We start from the raw sequence: 22699 nt of genomic DNA, 5'->3' as shown, positions 1-22699 counted from the left end.
GGCGGGCGCGGGAGCGCCGGAACGTCGCCGTCCGGCGCGGTGGTGCGTCCGGTGACGGTGCGGCGGTCGGTGGCCGTCAGCGGTGCTCTGCCCGGCGGCGGTCGAGTTCGGCCTGGAGGGCCGCGGCGTCGCGGTGGTAGGTGCGGTGGAACAGGCTCGCCAGCAGTCCGTTGGCGAGGACGAGGACGACCAGCAGCCAGAGGAACGCGGCCCGGATGCCGAGGGCGTCGGCGAGGTAGCCGAGGGCCAGGGAGGTCCAGGCCGTGCAGACGAGCTCGGTGGAGAGCATCAGCGCGAAGGCGGCGTTTCGCAGTTCGGGGGCGGTGACGGCGGCGACCAGCGGTCGGTTGATGCCGGGGTTGACGCCCTGGAGGAAGGCGAGCACGGAGAACAGGGCCGCGTGGACGGCGATGTGGTGCCACGCGATCTGGCTGGCGGGGTAGGCGAGGACGCCGTAGGCGAGCAGGGCGGCCTGGAGCAGGACGAGTCGCCCGGTGCGCGGGTGGCGGCGGTGGAGGCGGTCGCTGAGCAGCCCGCCGGCGTAGGTGCCGAGCAGGTAGGCCAGGGAGGCGGGCAGGACCACGGTGGCGGCGAGCGCGTTGCTGTAGCCGAAGCCGTCGACGAGCAGGACCACGCCGGAGACCTGCAGCACGAACTGGCCGTTCGTCAGGCGCTGCAGGAGCAGGACCCGCAGGGTCGGCACGGCGAGGAGCCGCCTGGTCCCGGCCCGGCCGGGCGCGGCGGCGGGCGCGCGTCCGAGCCGGGGTTCGGCGGCGCCGACGCCCGGGTCGCGCAGGAACAGCAGGACCAGGACGCCGATCAGGATCTGGAGGGCGCCGGAGGCGAGGAAGCCGTAGCGCCATCCGTCGTGGACGCGGGTGAGCTGGCCGAGCAGCGGCCCGGCCAGCGCGGTGATCAGCGCGGCGGTGCCGTAGAGCGCGCCGGCAGCCCGGCCGCGGGAGCGGTCGTCGAACAGGTCGACGAGCAGGCCGTTGACCAGCGGGCCGGCGCCCGCGATGCCGGCGGCGCCGACGGTGAACAGCAGCAGCAACTGCCAGAAGTCCTGGGCGAGGCCGGCGGCCGCGGTCCAGACGCCCCAGAAACCGGCGCACAGCGCCAGCAGGGTCCTGCGGGAGACGCGGCGCAGCGCGAGGAGCCACAGCGGACCGGCCACCATGCCGGCGATCCTGGAGACGGCGACCAGCACCCCGAGCGCGGACACGGGCAGTGCGAGAGCGGTGCGCAGCATCGGGAACATCACCGAGGCGACGCCCGCCTCGGTGTTGTCGAACGCGATCAGGGCGGAGAGCAGCGCGAGTTGGCGTCTTCGGGCCGGGGCCGCCGCGGGCTGGTCGGCGGCGCGGGGGGCGAGGGACGGGGCCTGGGTGTTCATCGTGCGGGGCTCCTCGGGCCGGACGGGGACGGGGTGGGTGCCGGGGTCACCCGGGGCGTGTCGCTGGGCGCGCGGTTCGGAAGGGGCCGCCACCGCGGCTGCGGCCCGCCGGTCTGCCGCCGGGCCCGCGTCGGCGGCCTCCGCGGCGCGGGGGCGGGCCGGGGGACGGGCCCGGTCTCGGTGCCGGCGAGCCGCTGCTCCGACTCCGCGGCGAAGGTCACCGACCCGTCCGCCGGCAGCTGCAGCTGCAGGTGCGGGGTGGTGGGGCGGTGGTAGCCGCGAGGGGTGATGCGCAAGGAGGCTCCTGGGAGACGGGGCTGCGCCGAGCAGGGTTCATATGTTCCTGCGTAGTTATTCAGCAGGATTGACACCGGCGTCGGCCATGTCAATGCTCTCGGTGCGACTTCGCGCGCCTGAAATGTTCAGGACGCATGCGGCAACAGTAGGCCGGACGGGCCGCAGGTGACGGTTCATCTCTCGGTCCATATGTTCTAAGGTCCATAGCGAACGATTCCCTGTACCGAGCCCGCCCCGACGGAGGCCGACGCCGTGAAGGCCCTGATGGTCATGTTCGACACCCTGAACCGGCGCTTCCTGCCGCCGTACGGCGCCGAGGGGGTGCACGCCCCCCACTTCACCCGGCTCGCCGAGCACACCGCCGCGTTCGACACCTGCTACGCGGGCAGCATGCCGTGCATGCCGGCCCGCCGGGAGCTGCACACCGGCCGGTACAACTTCCTGCACCGCGGCTGGGGACCGCTGGAGCCCTTCGACGACTCGGTGCCGCAACTGCTGGGCGAGCACGGCGTCCACACCCACCTGGTCACCGACCACCCACACTACTGGGAGGACGGCGGCGCGACGTACCACAACCGCTTCCGCTCCTACGAGTTCTTCCGCGGTCAGGAGGGCGACCCGTGGAAGGGCCAGGTCGCCGACCCCGACATCCCCGACTCCCCGCGCACGATGCGCGGGCCGGCGTGGCGCCAGGACTGGGTCAACCGGCAGCACCTCACCGACGAGGCCGACCACCCGCAGACCCGCACCTTCGACGCGGGCCTGGAGTTCCTGCGCACCAACCACGCCGAGGACGGCTGGTTCCTGCAGATCGAGACCTTCGACCCGCACGAGCCGTTCCTCAGCTACGACCGCCACAGGCAGCACTACCCCCACGACTACGCCGGCCCGCACTTCGACTGGCCCGACTACCGGCGGGTCCTGGAGACGCCCGAGCAGGTCGAGCACGCCCGCCTGGAGTACGCGGCGCTGCTGACCATGTGCGACGCCTCGCTCGGCCGGGTCCTCGACGCCATGGACGGACTGGACCTGTGGGACGACACCCTGCTGATCGTCTGCACCGACCACGGCCTGCTGCTCGGCGAGCGCGGCTGGTGGGGCAAGAACATCCAGCCCTGGTACGACGAGACGATCCGCACCCCGCTGTTCGTCTGGGACCCGCGCAGCCGCGTCCGGGGCGAACGCCGCACCTCCCTGGTGCAGACGATCGACCTGGCACCCACCCTGCTGGACTGGTTCGGCCTCGCCCCGACGCCGGACATGCAGGGCCGGTCGCTGCGCGACACCGTCGCCGCCGACGCGCCGGTGCGCGAGGCGGGGCTGTTCGGCTCCTTCGGCGGGCACGTCAGCGTCACCGACGGCCGCCACGTCTACATGCGCGCCTGCGCGGACCCCGGCAACCAGCCGCTGTTCGAGCACACACTGATGCCCACCCACATGCGCGCCCGCTTCAGCCCGGCCGAACTGCGCGGGGCGCAGCTGGTGCCGCCGTTCCCCTTCAGCAAGGACGTGCCGCTGCTGCGCACCCCCGGGTCGGCGATCAGCAGCCCGTACGCCTTCGGCACCCTGCTGTTCGACCTCACGGCCGACCCCGGCCAGGAACACCCCCTGGTCGACGACGCGGTGGAGCTGCGGATGGCCGCACTACTGGTGGACCTGCTGCGCGCGAGCGACGCACCCGAGAGCCAGTACCGGCGCCTCGGACTGCCCGCCGAGGGGCCGGTCACCACCGAACACCTGCTCGCGCGCGTGCAGCGGCCGCAGGCGGAGCTGGGGCTGCGGCCCGGGCCCCGCCCCGAGGACTACCCCGCCGGACCGCGCAGCGTGCACACGTCCATCGCCCGGCTGCTCGCCGACCCCGAGGCGGAGAAGATCGTGCGGGGCGCCTTCGGCCCGCTGCTGGACGGGCCCTTCGCGGCCGTCCTCACGCAGCTGTCGCTGCTCCACGTCGCCGCGACGGTCACCGGCATGCTCCCGCAGGAGCGGCTGCGCTCGCTCGCCGACCAGCTCGCCGCGCTGCCCGAGCCGGCCACCGCGTCCGAGCCGGTCGCCGCGTCCGAGTCGACCACCGTGCCCGAGCCGGTTGCCGTGCCCGAGCCGGCCACCGCGCCCCGGAACGGCTGAGGGAGTCAGCGTGCACACCTGCTGCACCCCGGGCCGCCCCGGCCGTGTCCACGCCTGCGCGCCCGGCACCGTCGAGCTGCTACCGCCGCCGCCGGTCCCGCCCCGACGGCGGGCGCCGCACACCGCACCCGAAGTCGTCGACCTGCCCGGCGGCGAGTTCCGGATGGGCGACCACTTCGACGAGGGCTACCCGGACGACGGCGAACGCCCGGTGCACCGCGTCGTTCTGGAACCCTTCGCGATCGGGACGACCACGGTGACCAACGCCCAGTTCGCCGCGTTCGCCGCCGCCACCGGCCACCGCACCGACGCCGAGCGGTACGGCTCCTCCGCCGTCTTCCACCTGGCACTGCGCGCCCGTCCGCGCGACGTGCTGGGGAGGGCGCCGCGCACCCCGTGGTGGCTGGAGGTCGCGGGCGCCGACTGGGCGCACCCGGGCGGACCGCTCTCCTCGTGGCAGGAACTGCCCGACCACCCCGTCGTGCACGTCTCCTGGTACGACGCCGTCGCCTACTGCCGATGGTCGGGCACCCGGCTTCCCACCGAGGCCGAATGGGAGTACGCGGCACGCGGCGGCCACCGGGGCCGCCGCTACCCCTGGGGCGACGACCTCACCCCGGACGGCCAGGACCGGTGCAACATCTGGCACGGCGACTTCCCCACGCACAACACGCTGCGCGACGGCCACCTGACCACCGCTCCGGTGCGCTCCTTCCCGCCCAACGACTTCGGCCTGTACGAGAGCGCCGGGAACGTCTGGGAGTGGTGCGCCGACTGGTTCTCGCCCGCCTACTACCGCCGCTCGCCGCGGCACGACCCGCTCGGCCCGCGCACCGGCACCGCACGGGTCACCCGCGGCGGCTCCCACCTGTGCCACCGCAGCTACTGCAACCGCTACCGCCTCGCGGCCCGCTCCGCCAACACCCCCGAGTCCTCGTCCGGCAACTGCGGCTTCCGCGTCGTGCGGGCCGCTCCCGGCCCGGCCTGATCGGCTACCTTGGGCCGACGCCACCACCCCACCCTGAGGAACGCTTCACCGATGCGCCTGGAACACCTCATCCTCGGCCTGCTGGCCGTGCGCCCGTTCTCCGGCTACGACATGCGCAAGTGGATGGAGGGCAAGGGCAAGTACCTCGGCTACGGGGTCCAACTGCCGCAGATCTACCGCACCCTGCCCAAGCTCGTGGCCAACGGCTGGGCCGCGTTCGAGCTGGACCCGCGCGCCGGCCGGCCCGACGCCAAGGTCTACCGGCTCACCGAAGCCGGCCGCCAGGAACTGCTCGCCTGGGCCCGCTCACCCTACGAGCCCTCACCCCGCATGACCGACAGCGACTTCCGCCTGCGCTTCCTGTTCGCCGGCCAACTGGGACCCGAGTTCGCCCTCGACCTGCTGCGCACCGAGCTCGACTACCGGCTCGCGCATGTCGGCGAACCGGGCTGGATGGACTTCCTCACCGACGAAGCCGCTGACGGAGCCGCTCACGAGGCCGCTGACGGAGCCACTGCGGAAGCCACCGCCGGCTCCCTGGTCGACGCCGCGTGGGCCAACGCGGTCCGCCTGGCCGCCCACGAGCACGGCTACCGGGCCATGGCCTCCTACATCGCCTGGCTGCAACTCACCCTCGCCCGCCTCGAACTCCAGGCCGGCCTGCCGCCCAGCCGCACCCCCTACCGGGGACGGCCTGCGGACACGCCCTGACCCTCCGGCGTCGGGTGTGCCGCCGGAGAACGGCGGCGAGCTTCCCGTCGCGGGCCGCGCGATCGACGTGCCGCGCGCCCGTGCGCTCCACGGCCGACCGTGACGACGCCGGCCTCCGGATCGCCGCCGGCGTCCCGGCCGTCCCGGCGCGGCCGTGGCCGTGGCCGCCGACGGGAGCGCGGGCAGCGCCGGGACGTCGAGCCCGGGCGGTGGTCAGCCGAGCCGGGGTCAGGCCAGCAGCTGCTCCAGGACGGCCGGGTCGCCGGTCGCGAGCAGATCGGCGGACGGGCGGCGGCGGTGCAGGGCGAGCAGCAGGTCGCTCGCGGTGCCGGCGAGTTCCAGCACGGCGGGGTCCTGCCCGGGGGCGGCCTCCGCCGGGGCGAGGTCGAGGGCCAGCTCGGGGCCCTCGGCGGTGCGCAGCCGGACGGCGGCGGGGGCGTGCGGCCACGGGGCGGACATCGCCCAGTACAGGTCGCGGAACTCGGCCAGGCCGTCCAGGGCGACGGCCTCCGGCAGCGGGAGGGGCGCGCCGAGGGCGAGTTGGGCGTCGTGGGCGTGCACGGCGGCCTCCTGCACCTGGTGGCGGGCGATCGCCCCGCTGTCGCCGGGGACGTCGCTGCCCTGCCACCACGTCCAGCAGGCGCGGTCGGGACCGGCCTCCCGGAGCGCCGCGAGCATGGCGGCGGTCGCCGCCTCGGCGTCGGCCAGGGCCCGGGCGGCCGGGAGGCCGGTCTCCAGCTCGGGGCGCTGCGGGGTGAAGCCGGGGCCCGCGGCCACGGCCGCCGCCCAGAACAGGTGCACGCCGGTGATGTGGCCGAGCAGGTCCGACAGCGCCCAGTCGGGACAACTGGGGACGCGGGCCGTCAGGTCGGGCGCCTCGGCGACGGCCTTGCGCAGCGCGGCGGAGCGTTCGTCGACGAGGTCCAGCAGGTCCGAAAAGGCAAGTGGGACAGTCATCCTGACTGCCTATCACGGACGGGTGACAACGAGGCCGCGCCCGCCGACCCCCCGTCTCGGGGCCCTCCGTCTCCTGGCTCCCCGTCGGGCCCGAGGGCGAGGCGGCCGAGCGGGGTGACGCCGGTCCCGGTGACGCCGATCCGGGTGATCAGGCCGTGCGCGATCCGCAGCCGGATCGGCGCGTACGGGCGGCCGCCGGGGGCGATCACGGCGGCGGGTGGGCGCGGTGAGCGGCGCGGTGGAGGGGGTCCTGCTGGTCGGCACGGTGTGCTGCGCGTCGGCGAACGCCGTGGCGGTGGTGGCGAAACTGGTGCGGGGCCCGGCCGGGCTCGGTCCGGCGGTGCCCGGTCTGCCGGGGCGGACCCTGGCGGCGCTCGGTCCGGCGGCGTCCGTCGGGCCGGTGCTGTTCTCCGTCGGCGCGGTGGCGGCGCACGTACGGGCGGAGGTGCTCCACGCCCTCGGGTTCCCGGCGGTGTCCCTGCTGTCGGCGGCGGCCTCGGTCGGCCACTTCGGCTTCGGCTGAGCGTGCCGGGGAACCGCCCGCCGCCGTCGGCTCGCGCCCGTCGGCCTGCCCGCGCCCGTCGGCCTGCCCGTGGCAACGCGCCGACGCCCGGCGGCCGTTCGAGCGCCCGGTGCCGACCCGCGCCGACCTCGGCACCGCCTGCGCGGTACGCGGTGCGCGGTGGCGCGACATGGTTCGATCCCGCCCGGTCGTGCTGGCCGGGCGGGATCGAGGGGGCGGCACCGCCCGGGGTCGGAGGAGGCTCCCCGCCCGTCGGAGCCCCGGGCGGTGCCGGCTCGGGGGGCCGGCGCCCGTCGGGTGACGGGTGTCGGCCGGTCGGCTGGTGTCCGTGGGAAGCCGGACGTCAGCCGGGGGAGGGGCGTCCGTCCGCGGACGGACGCCCTTCGGGCATCAGGCCCCGAACACCTGGAACTCGGAGAGCTGCGCGGCGGGCCAGCCGGTGTTGCCGGTGACGTTCAGGCGCAGGTAGCGGGTCGAGGTGGCCGGGAGGTTGATGGTGACGGTGTTGCCGGTGGCCGGGTCGAAGGTGTAGCCGGCCGAGCCCACCAGGGTGGTGAAGGTGGTGCCGTTGGTGGAGCCCTGGACGGTGACGGTCTGGGTCCGGGAGGCCCAGGCGCTGGCCGGGGGCAGCTTCAGGACGGCCTTGGTCAGGCTGCGGGAGCAGCCCAGGTCGACCTGGATCCACTGCGGGAAGGCGTTGTTGGCGCTCTCCCAGTACGAGTTGGCGTCACCGTCGACCGCGTTGCCCGGACCGTAGGTCTGGCTGGTGCCGGAGGCGGTGGCCGGACGGCCCTGCGCCAGGTTGCCGCTGCCGGTCGGGCAGGTCGGCCCCGAGGGGGACGAGGACGGCGAGGACGACGGGGAGGAGGACGGCGAGGAGCTGCCGTTGCCGCCGCCGAACACCTGGAACTCGGAGAGCTGCGCGGCGGGCCAGCCGGTGTTGCCGGTGACGTTCAGGCGCAGGTAGCGGGTCGGCGTGGCCGGGAGGTTGATGGTGACGGTGTTGCCGGTGGCCGGGTCGAAGGTGTAGCCGGCCGAGCCCACCAGGGTGGTGAAGGTGGTGCCGTCGGTGGAGCCCTGGACGGTGACGGTCTGGGTCCGGGAGGCCCAGGCGCTGGCCGGCGGGAGCTTGAGGACGGCCTTGGTCAGGCTCAGCGAGCAGCCCAGGTCGACCTGGACCCACTGCGGGAAGGCGTTGTTGGCGCTCTCCCAGTAGGTGTTGGCGTCACCGTCGACGGTGTTGCCGGGGCCGTAGGTCTGGCTGGTGCCGGAGGCGGTGGCCGGACGGCCCTGCGCCAGGTTGCCGGTGCCGCTCGGGCAGGTCGGCGGGGTGGAGGTGGAGGGCGACGGGGACGGGGACGGCGAGGAGGGGTTCGAGGTGGACGGGGACGGGGACGGCGAGGAGCTGCCGTTGCCGCCGCCGACCGGGACGCCGTTGTACGTCCAGACCGGCGCGGGCCACTGGCCGGTGCAGGTCGAGCCGGTGATGCCGGAGTTGCCGCCGCCGTCGGTGATCTGGAAGCCGGTGCCCACGCAGTTGTGGATCGGGGTGGCGGACTGCGCGATGTTCTTGGCCTTGACGTTGGTGAACTTCATCTGGGCGTTGGCCTGCGCCTGGATGGCGTAGGTGCCCGCGCCGTCGATGTTCACGTTGGTCAGGTTGACGCCGGTGACACCGCCCTCGATGGTCTGGATCGCCTCGTAGGAGCTGTCCAGGATGTCGGTGTCGGTGATGTTGATGGTCGCGCCGGTGATCGGCTCGTTCAGGCCGTCGAACCAGATCGCGCCGACGCCGAACTGCCAGTTGAAGTCGCTGTTTCCGGTGCGGATCAGGGTGTTGCGGGCGGCGGTGATGGTGCCGGCGACGGCGGTGCCGCTGCCGGAGTTGACGCCCGGGTAGCGGTTGGCGATGTGCAGGCCGCCGCCGTTGCTGATGGTGTCGGACATGACGTTGTCCGAGATGGTGAAGTCCTTGCCGCCGTACGTGACGATGTTGTTGGCGAGGATCGGCAGCACCACCGTGTTGTGGGTGAAGCTGTCGTTGGTGTTCGCCACCCGCTCCGGCCAGGAGGCCAGGCCGTCGTCACCGGTGTTGCGCACGAAGGTGTTGGTGACCGTCGAGTTGGTCACGCCGGTGTGGAAGTTGACGCCGTCCGCGGTCTGGTCGAGGATGCGGCTGTTCTTGATGGTGAGCCGGTCCATCGGACCGTCCATCCAGGCGCCGACCTTGGTGTGCTGGATCCACAGGTTGTCCACCGTGGAGTTGGACATCGCGCCGCCCAGGCCGTTGACCTGGTCCTCGTCGACCCGCTCGCGGATGTCGCCGATGATGGCGAAGTCCTTGAGCGTGACGTTCTGGCTCGGGCCGCCGGAGGTGACGTACTTGCCGTAGATGCCGGCCGCGTGGCTGCGGTTGTTCGGGTCGCGCCCGCCCAGCACGCTGTACCAGGGGCCCGCACCGGCCAGCGTCACCTTGTCCACGATCACGTGGTCGTACAGGGTGAAGTTGCCCTGCGGGATGTAGACCGTCCGGCCCTGCGCCGCACCGGCGTTCACCGCGGCCTGGAACTTGGCGGTGGAGTCGGTGGCGCCGGTGGGGTCGGCGCCGAAGTCCGCGACCACGTCGATCGCGTTGGCGGGCTTGGCGATCGGCGCGCCGACGTTCTCGAAGTCGGCCAGGTCGATGGTGAAGGTCGGCGACTGGGCGGTGGAGGACACCTGCAGCCGGATCTTCGTCCCGGCCGGGTAGGTGCTGCCCAGCAGGGTGCGGGTCTCGTCGAAGAAGTGGTGCGGGTTGGTGTCGCCCGGGTTGTTGTTGAACGGGTAACCGCCGTAGTACCAGCTGTACTTGGAGGTCACGTCGACGTTCTTCAGCTTCTGCCCGTTGACCAGCAGGTCCATCGAGGCGTCGCGGCCCTTGCCGTCCGAGGAGTCCGGCAGGCTGTAGCGGAAGTCGATCGAGTTGGCGGGCGCGGTGAGCGTGAACTCGACGTACTGGCCGACCGCGTTCAGCGTCACGGCCTGCCGGCCGGAGGCTTCCGAGGGCAGGTGGCCGTACAGCCGGTCCGGCCCGACCACGGTGCCGTTGGTGGCCGCGTACTCGGCCTCCTGCTCGATGAACGGGACGGTCGCGCCGCGGTTCGGGACGGCCAGCGGGGAGAGCGCGGGGACGGCGGCGGCGTGGGCCGTGCCGGCGTTGACGAACGCCGCCGCCAGCAGGCCGGAGGCGCCCAGGGCGAGCGTCGCCAGGGACGCGACGGTCCGTCTGGCGCGGGTGGGGGGATTCAGCATGGATGACCGTGCTTCCTGCGGGGGAGGCCCGGGTGGTGGCCGGGCGTGCCGAGCGTAGGACGCTGTGCGGCAGGAAGTCCACGGGTGAACGCAAAAAAGATACAGATTGACGCAAGATCAGATGTGAAGGGACGGTGGAACCCAACTGTAGGGCCCATGTCAGGGCATCCGGCTCAGGGCGCGGACCCGATCAGGGCGTCGCCCGTCGGGGTGCGCCGGTAGAGCACCGAGCGGCCCGCGCGGGCCCGGGAGAGCAGGCCCGCGGCGCGCAGCACGGCGAGGTGGTCGGCGACGGCGCCGGGGGACTGGTGCAGGCTGCGGGCGAGCTGGGTGGTGCTGGCGGGGGTGTCCAGGGCGGCCAGGACGCGGGCGCGGGAGCGGCCGAGCAGGGCGGCCAGCGCGTCGGGCGGGACGGCGGCGCCCGGCTCCCACAGCGCGGAGATGCCGCGGGCCGGGTAGATCAGGGTGCACGGCCACGGCTCGTCGTGGTGCGCGGCGACGCCCGGCCAGACGAACACCGAGGGGACCAGCAGCAGGCCCGCGCCGCGCAGCGAGTAGGTGGTGGCGGCGTCGAACGGCGGGACGTCGATGCCGCCGTCCCGCCAGCGGACGTTCTCGTGCAGCCCGGCCAGCGCCGCCGCCCAGCCGCGCCGGCCCAACTCGCCCGCCCGGTGCACCACGTCGCGCTCGCACAGGGCCCGCAGCTGCGGCCAGTCCCGGGCCAGCAGACCGTGCCAGGCGCGGTCGAGCGCCCCGGCGACCTGCCGGACGGCGTCCGGCGCGGCCAGCACCGCCCGGGCCGCAGCGTCGGTGTCCGGGCGGGCCGCCAGGCAGCGGGCGATCTCGGCGCGGGCTGGCTCCGGCGGGGCGGCCAGGATCGCGGTCAGGTCGTCCGCCCAGGTCTGCGCCATGCCGCGCGGCGGGATGGCGATGAAGTCCGCCCCGAACCTCTCGTTGTGCAGCGCCAGCGCGGCCCGCACCGCCGGGTCCGCCCGCAGCCGCAGGAAGGCCGGGCGCAGCCGCTCCCGCCACCCCGGCGGCAGCGACCGCTCCCCGCCCCGGTCCAACAGCCGCAGCAGATTGGCCAGTTCGAACGCGGGCGAGAGCGCGAACCGGCTGCGCACCAGGTCCTCCGCGGCGACCTCGAACCTCAGCATCCGGCGCTCCCTCCACCCTCCCCGCCGGACCGTCCGACGGCTTCCTGACGGCCGTCCGACCGCTGCCCGCTCGCGGCCCGTCCCCGTGACCTTACGTCCGGGGACGAATCTCTCGCCCGCACCGGCCCCCGGCCGCCAGGCTCACCGGCATGACGACCTACCGCGAGGTACTGGGCGACCCGCGCTTCCGCCTGCTGTTCACCACCCGCACCCTCGGCATCGTCGGGGACTCGCTGCGGATCACCACCCTGGCCGTGCTGATCTACGCGGGCACCGGCTCCGCGCTGCTGAGCGCCGTCGCCTTCGGCATCGGGTTCCTGCCGCAACTGCTCGGCTCGATGCTGCTCGGCTCGCTCACCGACAGCCTGCGCCCCCGGCCGCTGATCACGGCCGGGTACCTGCTGGACGCCACCGCCGCCGCCCTGCTCGCCCTGGTGCGGATGCCGGTCGCGGCCGGCCTGCTGCTGGTCGGCGCGGTCGCGGTACTCACCCCCGTGTTCAACGGCGCCTCCAGCCGCCTGGTCGCGCAGACCCTGCACGGGGACGCCTACGTGCTGGGCCGGTCGCTGACCCAGATCGCCTCCTCCGGCGCCCAGTTGCTCGGCCTGGCCGGCGGCGGCGTGGCGGTCGCCCTGCTCGGCCCGCACGGCGCCCTGCTGGTCGCCGCCGGGCTGCACCTCGCCGACGCACTCGCGATCCGGCTGCGGCTGCCCGACCTGCCGCCCCTGCGGCGGGCCACCGGCTCGGTGCTCCGGCAGAGCCTGCGCGGCAACGGCGACCTGCTGCGCCGCACCCCCGTCCGCCGTCTGCTGCTCGCCCAGTGGCTGCCGTCCGCCGCCGTGACCGGCGCCGAGTCGCTGGTCGTCGCGTACGCCGGGGCCCGGGGCTTCCCGGCCGGCGGGTACGGGTTCCTGCTGGCCTGCCTGCCGGTCGGGATGCTGCTCGGCGACCTGCTGGTCGGACGGTTCGCCGCCCCCGCCACCCGGGAGCGGCTGGTCGCGCCGCTGGCCGCGCTGACGGGCCTGCCGCTGCTGGTCTTCGCGCTGCCCGTGCCCCTGCCGCTGTGCGCCGCCGCCCTGCTGGCCGCCGGTCCCGGCTTCGCCTACGCGCTCGGCCTCCAGCGCTCCTTCCTGGACGTGCTCCCGGCGGACGGCCAGGGCCAGGCGTTCACCCTGCTCGGCTCCGGCACCATGACCCTCCAGGGCGTCGGCCCCGCCCTGTTCGGCACCGTCGCCACCTTCACCGGCACCGGCCCCGCGATGGCCATCGCGGGCGCGGCCGCCGTCCTGACCGCGTTCTGGATCGCCACCTGGCACCGCCCGCCCCGCCCCGCCGCCGCGTCCCCCACGGCCGCGGCGGCGGCCTGAGGCTCCGTTCCCCGGCTCCGGTCACTCACGTCGCTTCCGCGCCGCCGCCCCCGCCCCCGTCGGCCAGGAACGGGCGCAGCAGCGCGAGGAGGGCGTGCGGCCGGTGCAGCGGGACGATGTGGCCGCAGTCCTCGATGAGGTGCCCGGTGAGGTCGTCGGTGATCGGGCGGAGCTGGCGCTCCAGCGCCGCGCCGACCGGCCGGGCGCCCAGCGCCATCGTCGGCACCGTCAGGCGGGCGGTGGCGACCGCCCGTTCGATCTGGGCCGCGCTCTCGGGCAGCGCCCGGTAGTAGGAGAACGCGCGGCCCAGCGCCCGGCGGCCGGTGTACGCGCGGACGAAGGCGTCCCGGAGGGCGGGGCGGACCCCGTCGCCGAGGGTGCCGGCGTCCAGGAACCAGTCGACGTAGGCGGCCTCGTGGCCCTCCAGCACGGTCTCGGCCAGGCCGGACGCGGCGCGGTGGAAGCCGAACCACCACGGCGGCCCGCCGGCCAGGAACTCCTCGGCGCCGGGCAGCCCGCCCAGCACGGACTCCATGACGGCCAGGCGCCGGACGAGGTCCGGGCGGCGCAGGGCGAGCAGGAAGGCCGGCGGGGCGCCCGCGTCGATGCCCACCACCGCGGCCGAGGGGACGCCGAGCGCGGCCAGCAGCGCCGCGGCGTCCTCGGCCAGCGTCCCGGCGTCGTAGCCGGTGGCCGCCGCGCCGCTGGCGCCGAACCCGCGCAGGTCGGGCGCGATGACGCGGTGGCGGTCGGAGAGGCCGGCCATGACGTCCGTCCACAGCTCCCAGGTGTGCGGGAAGCCGTGCAGCAGCAGGACGGCCGGGCCCGACCCGGCGAGTGCGACGTTCAGGTCGACGCCGTTGACGGGGACGCGCCGCAGTTCGGGCACGGAGGGGCTCCAGGTGGGGTGGGGAACGGTGACCACCTCACGCTAGGGACCTATCCTGGCCCCTCCAAGACGGCACTTCTCCCTCAGGTGGTGAGCCCGGAGTGACCACGTCCGAGTCCGATGGACCCGGTCGGCGGCCCGGTGAGCGGGGCGACCTGCTGGACCCGCTCTGCCCGACCCGCCGACTGCTCGACCGGATCGGCACCAAGTGGACCTCGATGGTGGTCAAGGTGCTGGCCGAGGAGGCGCCGGACGAGCTGCGCTTCGCGGAACTGCGGCGCCGCGTCCCCGGCATCTCGCAGAAGATGCTGTCCGTCACCCTGCGCGGCCTCGTCCGCGACGGCCTGGTCGCGCGCCGGGTGGAACCCACCGTGCCGCCCGCCGTCCACTACCGGCTCACCGCACTCGGCCTGTCCCTCGAGGGGCCGCTCTCCGCCCTGCGGGTCTGGGCCGAGACGCACATGCCGGAGATCGACCGCAGCAACCGGCTCGCCGACGGGTGAGCCGTCGGCGAGCCGGTTGCTGCGGGGCGGGGGTGCCGACCCGGGGTCAGGGCTTGAGGATCAGGCGGATCGGGTCGCCCTGCTTGCTGTGCAGGCGCTCGACGGCCTCGGCGGCCCGTTCCAGCGGGAGGACCTCGCTGACGGAGCGGGAGAAGTCGAGGCGGCCGCCCGCGGCGAGGGCGATGAGCTGGGGGACGGCGTTCTCCTCGGAGCCGTAGTGGCCGAGGATCCGCTGCTGGAGGTAGGAGAAGCGGATGCTGTCCCGGACCGTCAGGGGCTGGTCGGTGAGGCCGACCAGGACCAGGCGGCCGTGCGCGCCCAGCACCTTCAGCGCCTGCTCGCGGACGGCGGGCACGCCGGCGAAGTCGAACGCGGCGGACAGGCCCGCGCCGCCGGTGGCCGCGCCGATCTTCGCGGCGAGCTCGGGATCGGCGGAGTCCAGGGCGAGGTCCGCGCCGAAGGCGAGGGCGCGTTCGCGGGCGGCCGGGGCGGGGTCGACGGCGACGATCGGGTTGGCGCCGATCGCGCGCAGCAGCTGCACGCCGTGCGCGCCCAGGCCGCCGACGCCCCAGACGCCGACCGGCTCGGCGGGGCGCACCCCGCCGGTGGTGGTGACGGCGCCCCACGGGGTGGAGACCGCGTCCGGGATGATCGAGCCCTGCTCGAACGGGATCGTGTCGGGCAGCCGGAACAGCGTGTCGGTGCGGGCCAGCGCGTACTCGGCCCAGCCGCCGTCGTAGTCCACGCCGCGCGTCCAGGTGGTCCCGTCGCGCTTCTCGCCGGCCTGCAGCACCACCCGGTCGCCGACCTGCCAGGCACCCGACCCGGGGCCGGGCTCGGCGACGGTGCCCGCGACCTCGTGGCCCAGCGTGACGCTCTCGCCGGGCAGGTACAGCGGGGTGAGCGAGCCGTCGATCAGGTGGACGTCGGACAGGCAGACGCCCGCCGCCTCCACCTTGACCAGCACCTGGCCGGGGCCGGGAACGGGACGCTCCACCTCCTCCACGCTCAGGGTGCGGGTGGGAACGTGCAGACGGACGGCACGCATCACAGCCATGGTCGATCCTCTCCGGCCGGCGGCGAGCCGTCGGCGGCCTCGTTGCCGCTCGCGACGGCCCGACCGGTTGCGGCCGGACTATCGCAAGGTGACTTGCGTTGTCGAGGCTACGACGCCGCCCGGTGCAACGCAAGGTCGCTTGCGTTAGGCTCCGGGTGTGCCCGCGAAAGAACCGTCCCGGGAGGAACCGCCCGGGGGAGAGCCGCCTCGGGAAGAGCCGCCCGGGGAAGAAGTGCCGGACGCCGCGCCGCAGACCGTGGTCGCCACCGCCCCGCTGCGCCGGCGCGGTGCCGCGATGCGCCGGGCGGTCCTCGACGCGACGGTGCGCCTGCTCGCCGAGGGCGGCCTGGAGGCCGCCAGCGTCGCGGCGGTCGCCGCCGCCGCCGGGGTGCACGAGACCTCGGTGTACCGCAACTGGGGCACCCGGGAGCGCCTGCTGCGCGAAGCGCTCGCCGACTACACCGACCAGGCCATGCCGCTGCCCGACACCGGCAGCCTCCGCACCGACCTGCACCGGCTGCTCACCGCCCTCGGCGCCTTCCTCGACACCCCCGAGGGCCCGGCCCTGCTGCACCTGAGCATCGCCCCCGCCACCGCCGAGACCCGCAGCGGACGCGACGCCTACTGGGCCGACCGCCTCGACCGCGCCGAACAGCTCCTGCGCCGGGCCGCCGCCCGCGGCGAGATCCGCCCCGACGCCGACCCCCGCGCCGCCGTCGAGGCCCTGATGAGCCCGCTGTTCGCCCGCCACCTGCTGCTCGGCGAACCCGTCACGCCCGCCTTCGTCACCGCCCTGGTCGACCTGGTCCTGGACGGCCTCGCCCCGCGCTGAGCCCGGCGGCCACGGTGGACCGACGACGGCCCGGGTGACCGTGCTCGACGGCGGCTCCGGCAGCGGCAGGACCAGCCTCGCGCGGGCCCTTCAGGCCCGACTGCCGCGCCCCTGACCGGCCTTCGGCATCGACGGCCCGGCCGCCGCGCTGCCCCCGGCCCGGCGGGAGAGCGGCGACGGCATCGCCCCCGCCACCGACGGCACCGTCCCGGTCGGCGACGCCTTCCGCGCGCTGGAGGCCGCCCGGACGGCCGCCGCCGCCACCGCCCGGGCCGGCGCCCCGGTCATCGTCGACGACGTGTCCCTCTCCGGCCCCGCCTCCCCGCAGCGCCGGCGCGAAGCCCTGCACGGCCCGGACGTCCTCCGGATCGCCGTCCGCTGCGACCCCGCCGAGGCCGCCGCCCGCGACCGCGCCCGCGGCGACCGCGCCACCGGCATGACCGCCGACCAGGCGGTCCGCGTCCACCGCGGCGTCCACTGCGACCTCGGGTCGGACACCACCTGCACCCCGCCCGCCGCCTGCGCCCGCGCCGTCGAATCCCACCCCCCGGCAAGGGAGTTGACGGTAGGTCGGTCAGTGGTGGTCAGTCGAATCGGCGGGTCGCGGTGATGCCCCCGTCCACCGGCAGGGTCACGCCGGTGACGTACGAGGCACGGTCGCTGAGCAGCCACGCCGCCGCCTGCGCGACCTCCTCGGGCCGGGCCGGGCGGCCCAGCGGGGTCGAGCGGGCCACCAGGTCGGCGAAGGCCGGGCCGAGCGCGAAGAGGTCCTCGGTGCCGGGGGTGCGCACCACGCCCGGCGCCACCGCGTTGACCCGGATGCCGTGCGGCGCGTAGTCCGCCACCGCCGCCCGCACCAGGCCGGTCAGCCCGTGCTTCGCGGCCTGCTGCACACCGTCGCCGAACCCGCCGACCAGCGCCCCCACCCCCGAGTTGACCACCACCGACCCGCCCCGGCCGCCCGCCACCAGCGCCGCGAGCTGCGCCCGCAGGCACAGCCAGGTGCCGCGCAGGTTCAGCGCGTGCACGCCGTCCCAGTCCTCCTCGGCGCGCTCGGCCAGCGGCGCGGGCGGCAGGCCGTTGCCCGCGTTGTCGAACGCCGCGTCCAACCGCCCGTAGCTGCGCAGCGCGGTGTCGACCAGCAGGTCCGCACCCGCCGCGGTGGTCAGGTCGACGGCCACCGGCACCGCCCGCGCCCCCGCCTCCCGCAACTCGGCGGCCAGCGCCGCCACTTCGTCCCCGCTCCGGGCCGCCAGCACCAGCGCCGCCCCCTCCCGGGCGAACAGCCGCGCGGCGGCCGCACCGATACCGCGTCCCGCGCCGGTGACGATCGTGACCTTGTCCTCGAGAAGTCCCATGCCCGCCAGCGTGGTTGACGCCGCCCCACCCCACCAGCGGCCGACCCGACCGGGGACCGCCGATCCCGGACCGGCCGGGGCGTGGACAGCGGGGCGGGCCGGGGTGAGCCGGGGCTCACCGGGGGCGAGGCGGGTCGGGGCGAGGCGAGGGGGGCCCGTGCTCGCCGGGCCGGGTCGGTCGGGCACCGGGTCGGGCCCGTGCTCACCGGGTCGGGTCGGTCGGGCACCGGGTCGGGCCCGTGCTCACCGGGTCGGGTCGGTCGGGCACCGGGCCGTGTGGTGGGGCACCGGCCCGGCCAGCCCGGACCCGGCAGGTCCTGGTTGCGCGGTGGCGGGTGTGGCAGGGTGGCGCGCATGCCCGAGACCCCGCTGGGCGCGTTCCTGCGCGCCCGTCGTGCCCGCCTGGCGCCGTCCGACCTCGGCCTCGCCGCGACCGGCCGGCGGCGCACCCCCGGGCTGCGGCGGGAGGAGGTTGCGGCCCGGGCCGGGATCTCGCCGGACTACTACGCCCGGCTGGAGCAGGGCCGCCAACGGGTGCCCACCGGGCCGGTGCTGGACGGCATCGCGGACGCCCTGCGGCTGGCCGACGCCGAACGGGCCTACCTGCACCGGCTGGCCGGGCGGCGGCCCGCCCCGGAGCGGCCGGAGGAGCGGCGGGGCGTCCCGGCGAGCACCCTGGCCCTGCTCGACACCCTGGACGCCGCACCGGCGTTCGCCACCGGCCCGACCTTCGACCTGCTGGCCTGGAACCGGCCCGCCGCCCTGCTGATGGCCGAGCCCGCCCGCCGGCCCCCGCACGAACGGAACCTGCTCTGGCAGGTCTTCTGCTGCCCGTACGGCTCCCGCACCGCCGACAACCACGCCCCCGAGCGGTCGATCGGCGCGGACCTGGTCGCCTCCCTCCGGGCCCACCACGCCGACCGCCCCGCCGACCGGAACCTCGCCGACCTGGTCGACCGCTTCTCCGCCGCGAGCCCGGCCTTCGCCGCCCTGTGGTCCCACCACCGGGCCGGCCCGCCCGGCCCCGGCCGCCTGCACGTCCGCCACCCCGCGCTGGACACCGACGTCCTGGAGTACACCGTCCTGGCCCTGCCCGAACCCGGCCGCTACGTCTTCGCCTGCCTCGCCCCGCCCGGGGGGCGCACCCGCCGGGCCTTCGCGGCCTTCGCCGCCGAGCGCGGGGTCGAAGCGCAGGTGCCCGGCTGAGGGGCGGCCCGGTCCGGGTTCCGTCCCGGGGCGGACGGTCAGTCGGGGCACAGGCTCGCCGGGCGGGCGAGGAAGCGGGTCTCCGGGTACCTGTCCTGGCCCTGCCGGAACCCGGCCGCCACGTCTTCGCCTGCCTCGCCCCGCCCGGGGGGCGCACCCGCCGGGCCTTCGCGGCTTTCGCCGCCGAGCGCGGGGTCGAAGTGCCGGTGCCCGGCTGAGGGGCGGCCCGGTCCGGGAGCAGGCGGTCAGTCAGGGCGCAGGCTCGCCGTCCCGCGCTGGGCACCGACGTCCTGGCCCTGCCCGAACCCGGCCGCCACGTCTCCGCCTGCCGCACCCGCCGGGTCGAAGTGCCAGTGTCCGGCTGAGGGGCGGTGCGGTCCGGGCCCGTCCCGGGAACCGGAGCTGGAGGGTCAGTCGGAGCGCAGGCCCGCCAGACGGGCCAGGAAGTGCGTCTCCGGGTCCTCGCCCCGGCCCGCGTGCGTCCGGGGGGCGGCGGTGAGGGCGCTCAGGGCGCGGCACCAGGCCAGCAGGCGGTCGGGGGAGAGGCCGGGGACGAGCGCGGCCAGCCGGTCGGTCCGCCGCCGTAGCGCGGCCAGGTCGGTGACGCCCTCCAGGGCCCAGTCCACGGCGTCGAAGTCCGGGTCGCCCCAGGTCGGTCGCGGGTCGATCGCCACCAGGCGCCCGCCGGGGCCGGAGAGCACGTTGGACGGGTGCAGGTCGCCGTGCACCAGCCCGGTCGGCCCGTCGGCGGCGAGGGCCAGGGCCGCCGCCCGGGGCCCGGCCAGGTCGCTCCCGGCCCCGGCGGCGGACGCCCGGCGCTCGGCGAGGTCGAACAGGAAGTCGATCCGGTGCGCGAGCGGGCGCAGGCCGGAGCCTCCCGCGGGCCGGGCGGCGGAGCGCAGGTCCCGCAGCAGGGAGGCGACCCCGGGCAGGGTCCAGCCGAGCTGCCGCACCGGCGTACCGGGCCGGACGTCCGCCAGCAGCAGCGCCCCGGCGGCGGTGTCCGCCGCGAGCAGCGCGACGACCGACGCCCTGCCCGCCCAGACGCGCAGGGCCGCCGCCTCCTCGCCCGCGATCGAGGGATCGGGCGTCAGCTTCAACCACACCCGGGCCCCGTCGCCGCGCCGCACGCAGCGGAACACCCGCGAGGTGCCCCCGCCCCCCGCCGCGACCGGCTCCAGCCCCCACCGCCCGGCCAACTCCCCGACCAGTCCGGGCAGCGCGTCGCACCACCCGAGCACCCCGCCCCCGAACCGCCCGACGAACCGCTCCCGCACCTCCGGCCCGACCCGAGCCAACTCCTGCACCGCGCCCTCCCCGGCCCACCGATCCGGATGTCGGGTCAGATCCCGGTCCCGGTCCCGGGCATCCTACGGGCGCGATCCGTCCCGCTCGGTGGCCGGGGGAGGGGCGGGTGGGTCAGTGCGCGCCCACCGAGGTGATCTTGACGACGGCGCGGCCCTCCTCGTCGGAGCCGTAGAGGTCGACCTCGGCGGAGATGCCCCAGTCGTGGTCGCCGTTGGGGTCGTCGAAGATCTGGCGGACGCGCCACAGGCCCTCGTCCTCGACCTCCTCGATCAGCAGCATCTTGGGGCCGCGCGCGTTCGGGCCGGTGAAGAGGTCGTCGTACTCCTCCCAGTAGCCGTCCATCGCGTCGGCCCAGCGGTCGGCGTTCCAGCCGTCCTCGCCGTCGAGTTCGGCCAGCGCGTCGTACTGCTCCAGGGCGCACAGCTCGACCCGGCGGAAGAGCTCGTTGCGGACCAGGACGCGGAAGGCCCGGGCGTTGGCCGTGACGGGGGCGGGCTTGTCGTCCAGGCGGACCTCGGCGGCCTCCGGCTCGGTCGGGTTGGCGAGCGCTTCCCACTCGTCCAGCAGCGAGGAGTCGACCTGGCGGACGAGTTCGCCCAGCCAGGCGATGACGTCCTTGAGGTCGTCGGTCTTGATGTCGTCCGGGACGGTCTGCTCCAGCGCCTTGAACGCGCCCGCCAGGTAGCGCAGCACGATGCCCTCGGTGCGGGCCAGCTCGTAGAAGCCCACGTAGTCGGTGAAGGTCATCGCGCGCTCGTACAGGTCGCGCACCACGGACTTCGGCCGCAGCGGGTGGTCGCCGATCCACGGGTGGGCCCGGCGGTACACCTCGTAGGCGTGGCCGAGCTGCTCCTCCAGCGGCTTCGGGTAGCTGATCTCCTGGAGCCGGTTCATCCGCTCCTCGTACTCGATCCCGTCGCGCTTCATCTCCGCGACGGCCTCGCCGCGCGCCTTGTTCTCCTGCGAGGCGAGGATCTGCCGCGGGTCGTCGAGGGTGGCCTCCACGACCGAGACCACGTCCAGCGCGTACGAGGGCGACTCCGGGTCGAGCAGGTCGAAGGCGGCCAGCGCGAAGGTGGACAGCGGCTGGTTGAGCGCGAAGTTCTCCTGCAGGTCGAGGGTCAGCCGGGCGATCCGGCCCTCGGCGTCCGGCTCGTCGAACTGCTCGACCACGCCGCCCTCCCGCAGCGAGCGGTAGATGGCGATCGCGGTACGGATGTGGCGGCGCTGCGCGGCGCGGTCCTCGTGGTTGTCGGTGAGCAGCTTGCGCATCGCCTCGAACGCGTTGCCCGGGCGGCCGATCACCGACAGCAGCATCGCGTGGCTGACCTTGAACCGGGAGACCAGCGGCTCCGGGTCGGCGCCGATCAGGCGCTCGAAGGTCTCCTCGGTCCAGGACACGAAGCCGTCCGGGGCCTTCTTGCGGACCACCTTCTTGCGCTTCTTCGGGTCGTCCCCGGCCTTGGCCAGCGCCCGGTCGTTCTCCACCACGTGCTCGGGGGCCTGCGCCACCACCTGGCCGACGGTGTCGAACCCGGCCCGGCCCGCGCGCCCGGCGATCTGGTGGAACTCGCGGGCCCGCAGGATCCGCACCCGCTGCCCGTCGTACTTGGACAGCGCGGTGAACAGCACCGTGCGGATCGGCACGTTGACGCCCACGCCGAGCGTGTCGGTGCCGCAGATCACCTTCAGCAGGCCGGCCTGCGCCAGCCGCTCCACCAGGCGGCGGTACTTGGGCAGCATGCCGGCGTGGTGCACGCCGATGCCGTGCCGCACGTACCGGGACAGGTTGCGGCCGAACTTGGTGGTGAAGCGGAAGTTGCCGATCAGGGCGGCGATCGCGTCCTTCTCCTGCTTGGAGCACATGTTGATGCTCATCAGGGACTGCGCCCGCTCCACCGCCTCCTTCTGGGTGAAGTGCACCACGTACACCGGCGCCTGCCCGGTGGTCAGCAGCTCCTCCAGGGTGTCGTGCAGGTTGGTGCGCCGGTACTCGTAGAACAGCGGCACCGGACGGGTCGCCGAGCGCACCACGGTGGTCGGGCGGCCGGTGCGGCGGGTCAGGTCCTCCTCGAAGCGGCGGACGTCGCCGAGCGTGGCCGACATCAGCAGGAACTGCACCTGCGGGAGTTCGAGGATCGGGATCTGCCAGGCCCAGCCGCGGTCCGGTTCGGCGTAGAAGTGGAACTCGTCCATCACGACCTGGCCGATGTCGGCGCGCGGGCCGTCGTGCAGGGCGATCTGGGCCAGCACCTCGGCGGTGCAGCAGATGATCGGCGCGGTCGGGTTCACCGAGGCGTCGCCGGTCATCATGCCGACCTGCTCGGTGCCGAAGACCTTGCACAGGTCGAAGAACTTCTCCGACACCAGCGCCTTGATCGGCGCGGTGTAGAACGTCCGCTTGCCCTCGGCCAGCGCGGCGAAGTGCGCGCCCGCCGCGACCAGGGACTTCCCGGAGCCGGTCGGCGTCGCCAGGATCACGTTGTTCCCGGAGACCAGCTCGATCAGCGCCTCCTCCTGGGCTGGGTAGAGGGTGATACCGCGCTCCGACGCCCACTCGGCGAAGGTCTCGAACAGCGAGTCGGGCGTGGCGGGCTTCGGCATCAGGTCCAGGAGGGTCACCCCGCTATCTTGCCCGTCCGGGATCACCGCGGGCAAAGCTCGCCCCCGCACCACCCCGCCCCGCCGCGCTCCGGACGATCGGATGGTCGCCCGGCGCGCCCGCGTCGTGACAGCGA

The 22699-nt window shown here is 75.1% G+C and carries 17 protein-coding genes and 2 pseudogenes; 9 read left to right on the top strand and 10 right to left on the bottom strand.

Features of this window, described 5'->3' with window-relative positions:
* Nucleotides 1-76: 76 nt before the first annotated feature.
* Nucleotides 77-1393, bottom strand: a complete 1317-nt coding sequence (locus ACIQVD_RS12545; RefSeq protein ID WP_402288413.1) for an MFS transporter — start codon at nt 1391-1393, stop codon at nt 77-79.
* Nucleotides 1394-1942: 549 nt separating this feature from the next.
* On the opposite strand from ACIQVD_RS12545, the gene ACIQVD_RS12540 reads away from it, so the two are divergent.
* The 3 genes from ACIQVD_RS12540 to ACIQVD_RS12530 are packed head-to-tail and all read left to right on the top strand — an operon-like array spanning nt 1943 to nt 5513.
* Nucleotides 1943-3814 (top strand): sulfatase-like hydrolase/transferase, encoded by a 1872-nt coding sequence (locus tag ACIQVD_RS12540; RefSeq protein ID WP_402288411.1) that lies wholly within the window; start codon nt 1943-1945, stop codon nt 3812-3814.
* Between the two features lie 10 nt (nt 3815-3824).
* Nucleotides 3825-4802, top strand: a complete 978-nt coding sequence (locus ACIQVD_RS12535; RefSeq protein WP_402288409.1) for a formylglycine-generating enzyme family protein — start codon at nt 3825-3827, stop codon at nt 4800-4802.
* Nucleotides 4803-4853: 51 nt separating this feature from the next.
* Complete coding sequence (locus ACIQVD_RS12530; RefSeq protein WP_402288407.1) at nt 4854-5513, top strand: PadR family transcriptional regulator; 660 nt, start codon at nt 4854-4856, stop codon at nt 5511-5513.
* A 228-nt stretch (nt 5514-5741) separates the two neighbouring features.
* Here ACIQVD_RS12530 and ACIQVD_RS12525 read toward each other — a convergent pair whose 3' ends face one another.
* Nucleotides 5742-6470 (bottom strand): maleylpyruvate isomerase N-terminal domain-containing protein, encoded by a 729-nt coding sequence (locus ACIQVD_RS12525; RefSeq protein ID WP_402288405.1) that lies wholly within the window; start codon nt 6468-6470, stop codon nt 5742-5744.
* A gap of 226 nt (nt 6471-6696) precedes the next feature.
* Between ACIQVD_RS12525 and ACIQVD_RS12520 the strand changes: the two genes are divergently transcribed.
* Nucleotides 6697-6993 (top strand): DoxX family protein, encoded by a 297-nt coding sequence (locus ACIQVD_RS12520; protein ID WP_402288402.1) that lies wholly within the window; start codon nt 6697-6699, stop codon nt 6991-6993.
* A gap of 390 nt (nt 6994-7383) precedes the next feature.
* Here ACIQVD_RS12520 and ACIQVD_RS12515 read toward each other — a convergent pair.
* The 3 genes and pseudogenes from ACIQVD_RS12515 to ACIQVD_RS12505 all read right to left on the bottom strand — a co-directional run.
* A pseudogene (locus ACIQVD_RS12515) lies at nt 7384-7764 on the bottom strand (discoidin domain-containing protein); the annotation flags it as partial.
* A gap of 126 nt (nt 7765-7890) precedes the next feature.
* Nucleotides 7891-10284, bottom strand: a pseudogene (locus ACIQVD_RS12510) (discoidin domain-containing protein); the annotation flags it as partial.
* Between the two features lie 173 nt (nt 10285-10457).
* On the bottom strand, nt 10458-11441 hold the full coding sequence (locus ACIQVD_RS12505; protein WP_402288400.1) for a DUF5937 family protein: 984 nt from the start codon (nt 11439-11441) through the stop codon (nt 10458-10460).
* 149 nt (nt 11442-11590) lie between these two features.
* Between ACIQVD_RS12505 and ACIQVD_RS12500 the strand changes: the two genes are divergently transcribed.
* Entirely contained in the window at nt 11591-12808 is a 1218-nt protein-coding gene (locus ACIQVD_RS12500) for an MFS transporter (protein WP_400684707.1), read from the top strand.
* Nucleotides 12809-12833: 25 nt separating this feature from the next.
* On the opposite strand, the gene ACIQVD_RS12495 is transcribed toward ACIQVD_RS12500, so the two are convergent.
* The gene (locus ACIQVD_RS12495; RefSeq protein WP_400684709.1) at nt 12834-13697 is read right to left on the bottom strand and encodes an alpha/beta fold hydrolase; all 864 of its coding nucleotides are present in this window, start codon (nt 13695-13697) and stop codon (nt 12834-12836) included.
* A gap of 101 nt (nt 13698-13798) precedes the next feature.
* Here ACIQVD_RS12495 and ACIQVD_RS12490 point away from each other — a divergent pair, with 101 nt between their 5' ends.
* Nucleotides 13799-14200: a winged helix-turn-helix transcriptional regulator gene (locus ACIQVD_RS12490; protein WP_400684712.1), complete on the top strand. Its 402-nt coding sequence runs from the start codon at nt 13799-13801 to the stop codon at nt 14198-14200.
* A gap of 46 nt (nt 14201-14246) precedes the next feature.
* Here the strand turns inward: ACIQVD_RS12490 and ACIQVD_RS12485 are convergent, their stop codons facing one another.
* Complete coding sequence (locus ACIQVD_RS12485; protein WP_400684715.1) at nt 14247-15257, bottom strand: zinc-binding dehydrogenase; 1011 nt, start codon at nt 15255-15257, stop codon at nt 14247-14249.
* A gap of 295 nt (nt 15258-15552) precedes the next feature.
* On the opposite strand from ACIQVD_RS12485, the gene ACIQVD_RS12480 reads away from it, so the two are divergent.
* On the top strand, nt 15553-16089 hold the full coding sequence (locus tag ACIQVD_RS12480; protein WP_100840530.1) for a TetR-like C-terminal domain-containing protein: 537 nt from the start codon (nt 15553-15555) through the stop codon (nt 16087-16089).
* A gap of 127 nt (nt 16090-16216) precedes the next feature.
* The gene (locus ACIQVD_RS12475) at nt 16217-16699 is read left to right on the top strand and encodes a chemotaxis protein (protein WP_402288672.1); all 483 of its coding nucleotides are present in this window, start codon (nt 16217-16219) and stop codon (nt 16697-16699) included.
* Here the strand turns inward: ACIQVD_RS12475 and ACIQVD_RS12470 are convergent.
* Nucleotides 16674-17447 carry an SDR family NAD(P)-dependent oxidoreductase gene (locus ACIQVD_RS12470; protein WP_402288397.1) on the bottom strand — a complete coding sequence of 258 codons (774 nt, stop codon included), beginning with the start codon at nt 17445-17447 and terminating at the stop codon, nt 16674-16676. The two genes, ACIQVD_RS12475 and ACIQVD_RS12470, sit on opposite strands and share 26 nt — an antisense overlap.
* A gap of 354 nt (nt 17448-17801) precedes the next feature.
* On the opposite strand from ACIQVD_RS12470, the gene ACIQVD_RS12465 reads away from it, so the two are divergent.
* Nucleotides 17802-18653, top strand: coding sequence for a helix-turn-helix transcriptional regulator (locus ACIQVD_RS12465; RefSeq protein WP_402288395.1), 852 nt, complete (start codon nt 17802-17804; stop codon nt 18651-18653).
* Nucleotides 18654-19063: 410 nt separating this feature from the next.
* Here the strand turns inward: ACIQVD_RS12465 and ACIQVD_RS12460 are convergent, their stop codons facing one another.
* Complete coding sequence (locus ACIQVD_RS12460; protein ID WP_402288393.1) at nt 19064-19960, bottom strand: aminoglycoside phosphotransferase family protein; 897 nt, start codon at nt 19958-19960, stop codon at nt 19064-19066.
* A 112-nt stretch (nt 19961-20072) separates the two neighbouring features.
* Nucleotides 20073-22565 carry a DEAD/DEAH box helicase gene (locus tag ACIQVD_RS12455; protein ID WP_400685370.1) on the bottom strand — a complete coding sequence of 831 codons (2493 nt, stop codon included), beginning with the start codon at nt 22563-22565 and terminating at the stop codon, nt 20073-20075.
* Nucleotides 22566-22699: the final 134 nt, after the last annotated feature.

Origin of the sequence: Kitasatospora sp. NPDC090308 (genome assembly GCF_044769485.1) — a bacterium.
Classification (GTDB): Bacteria; Actinomycetota; Actinomycetes; order Streptomycetales; family Streptomycetaceae; genus Kitasatospora; species Kitasatospora fiedleri.
This window is presented reverse-complemented; position numbering and strand designations above follow the sequence as displayed.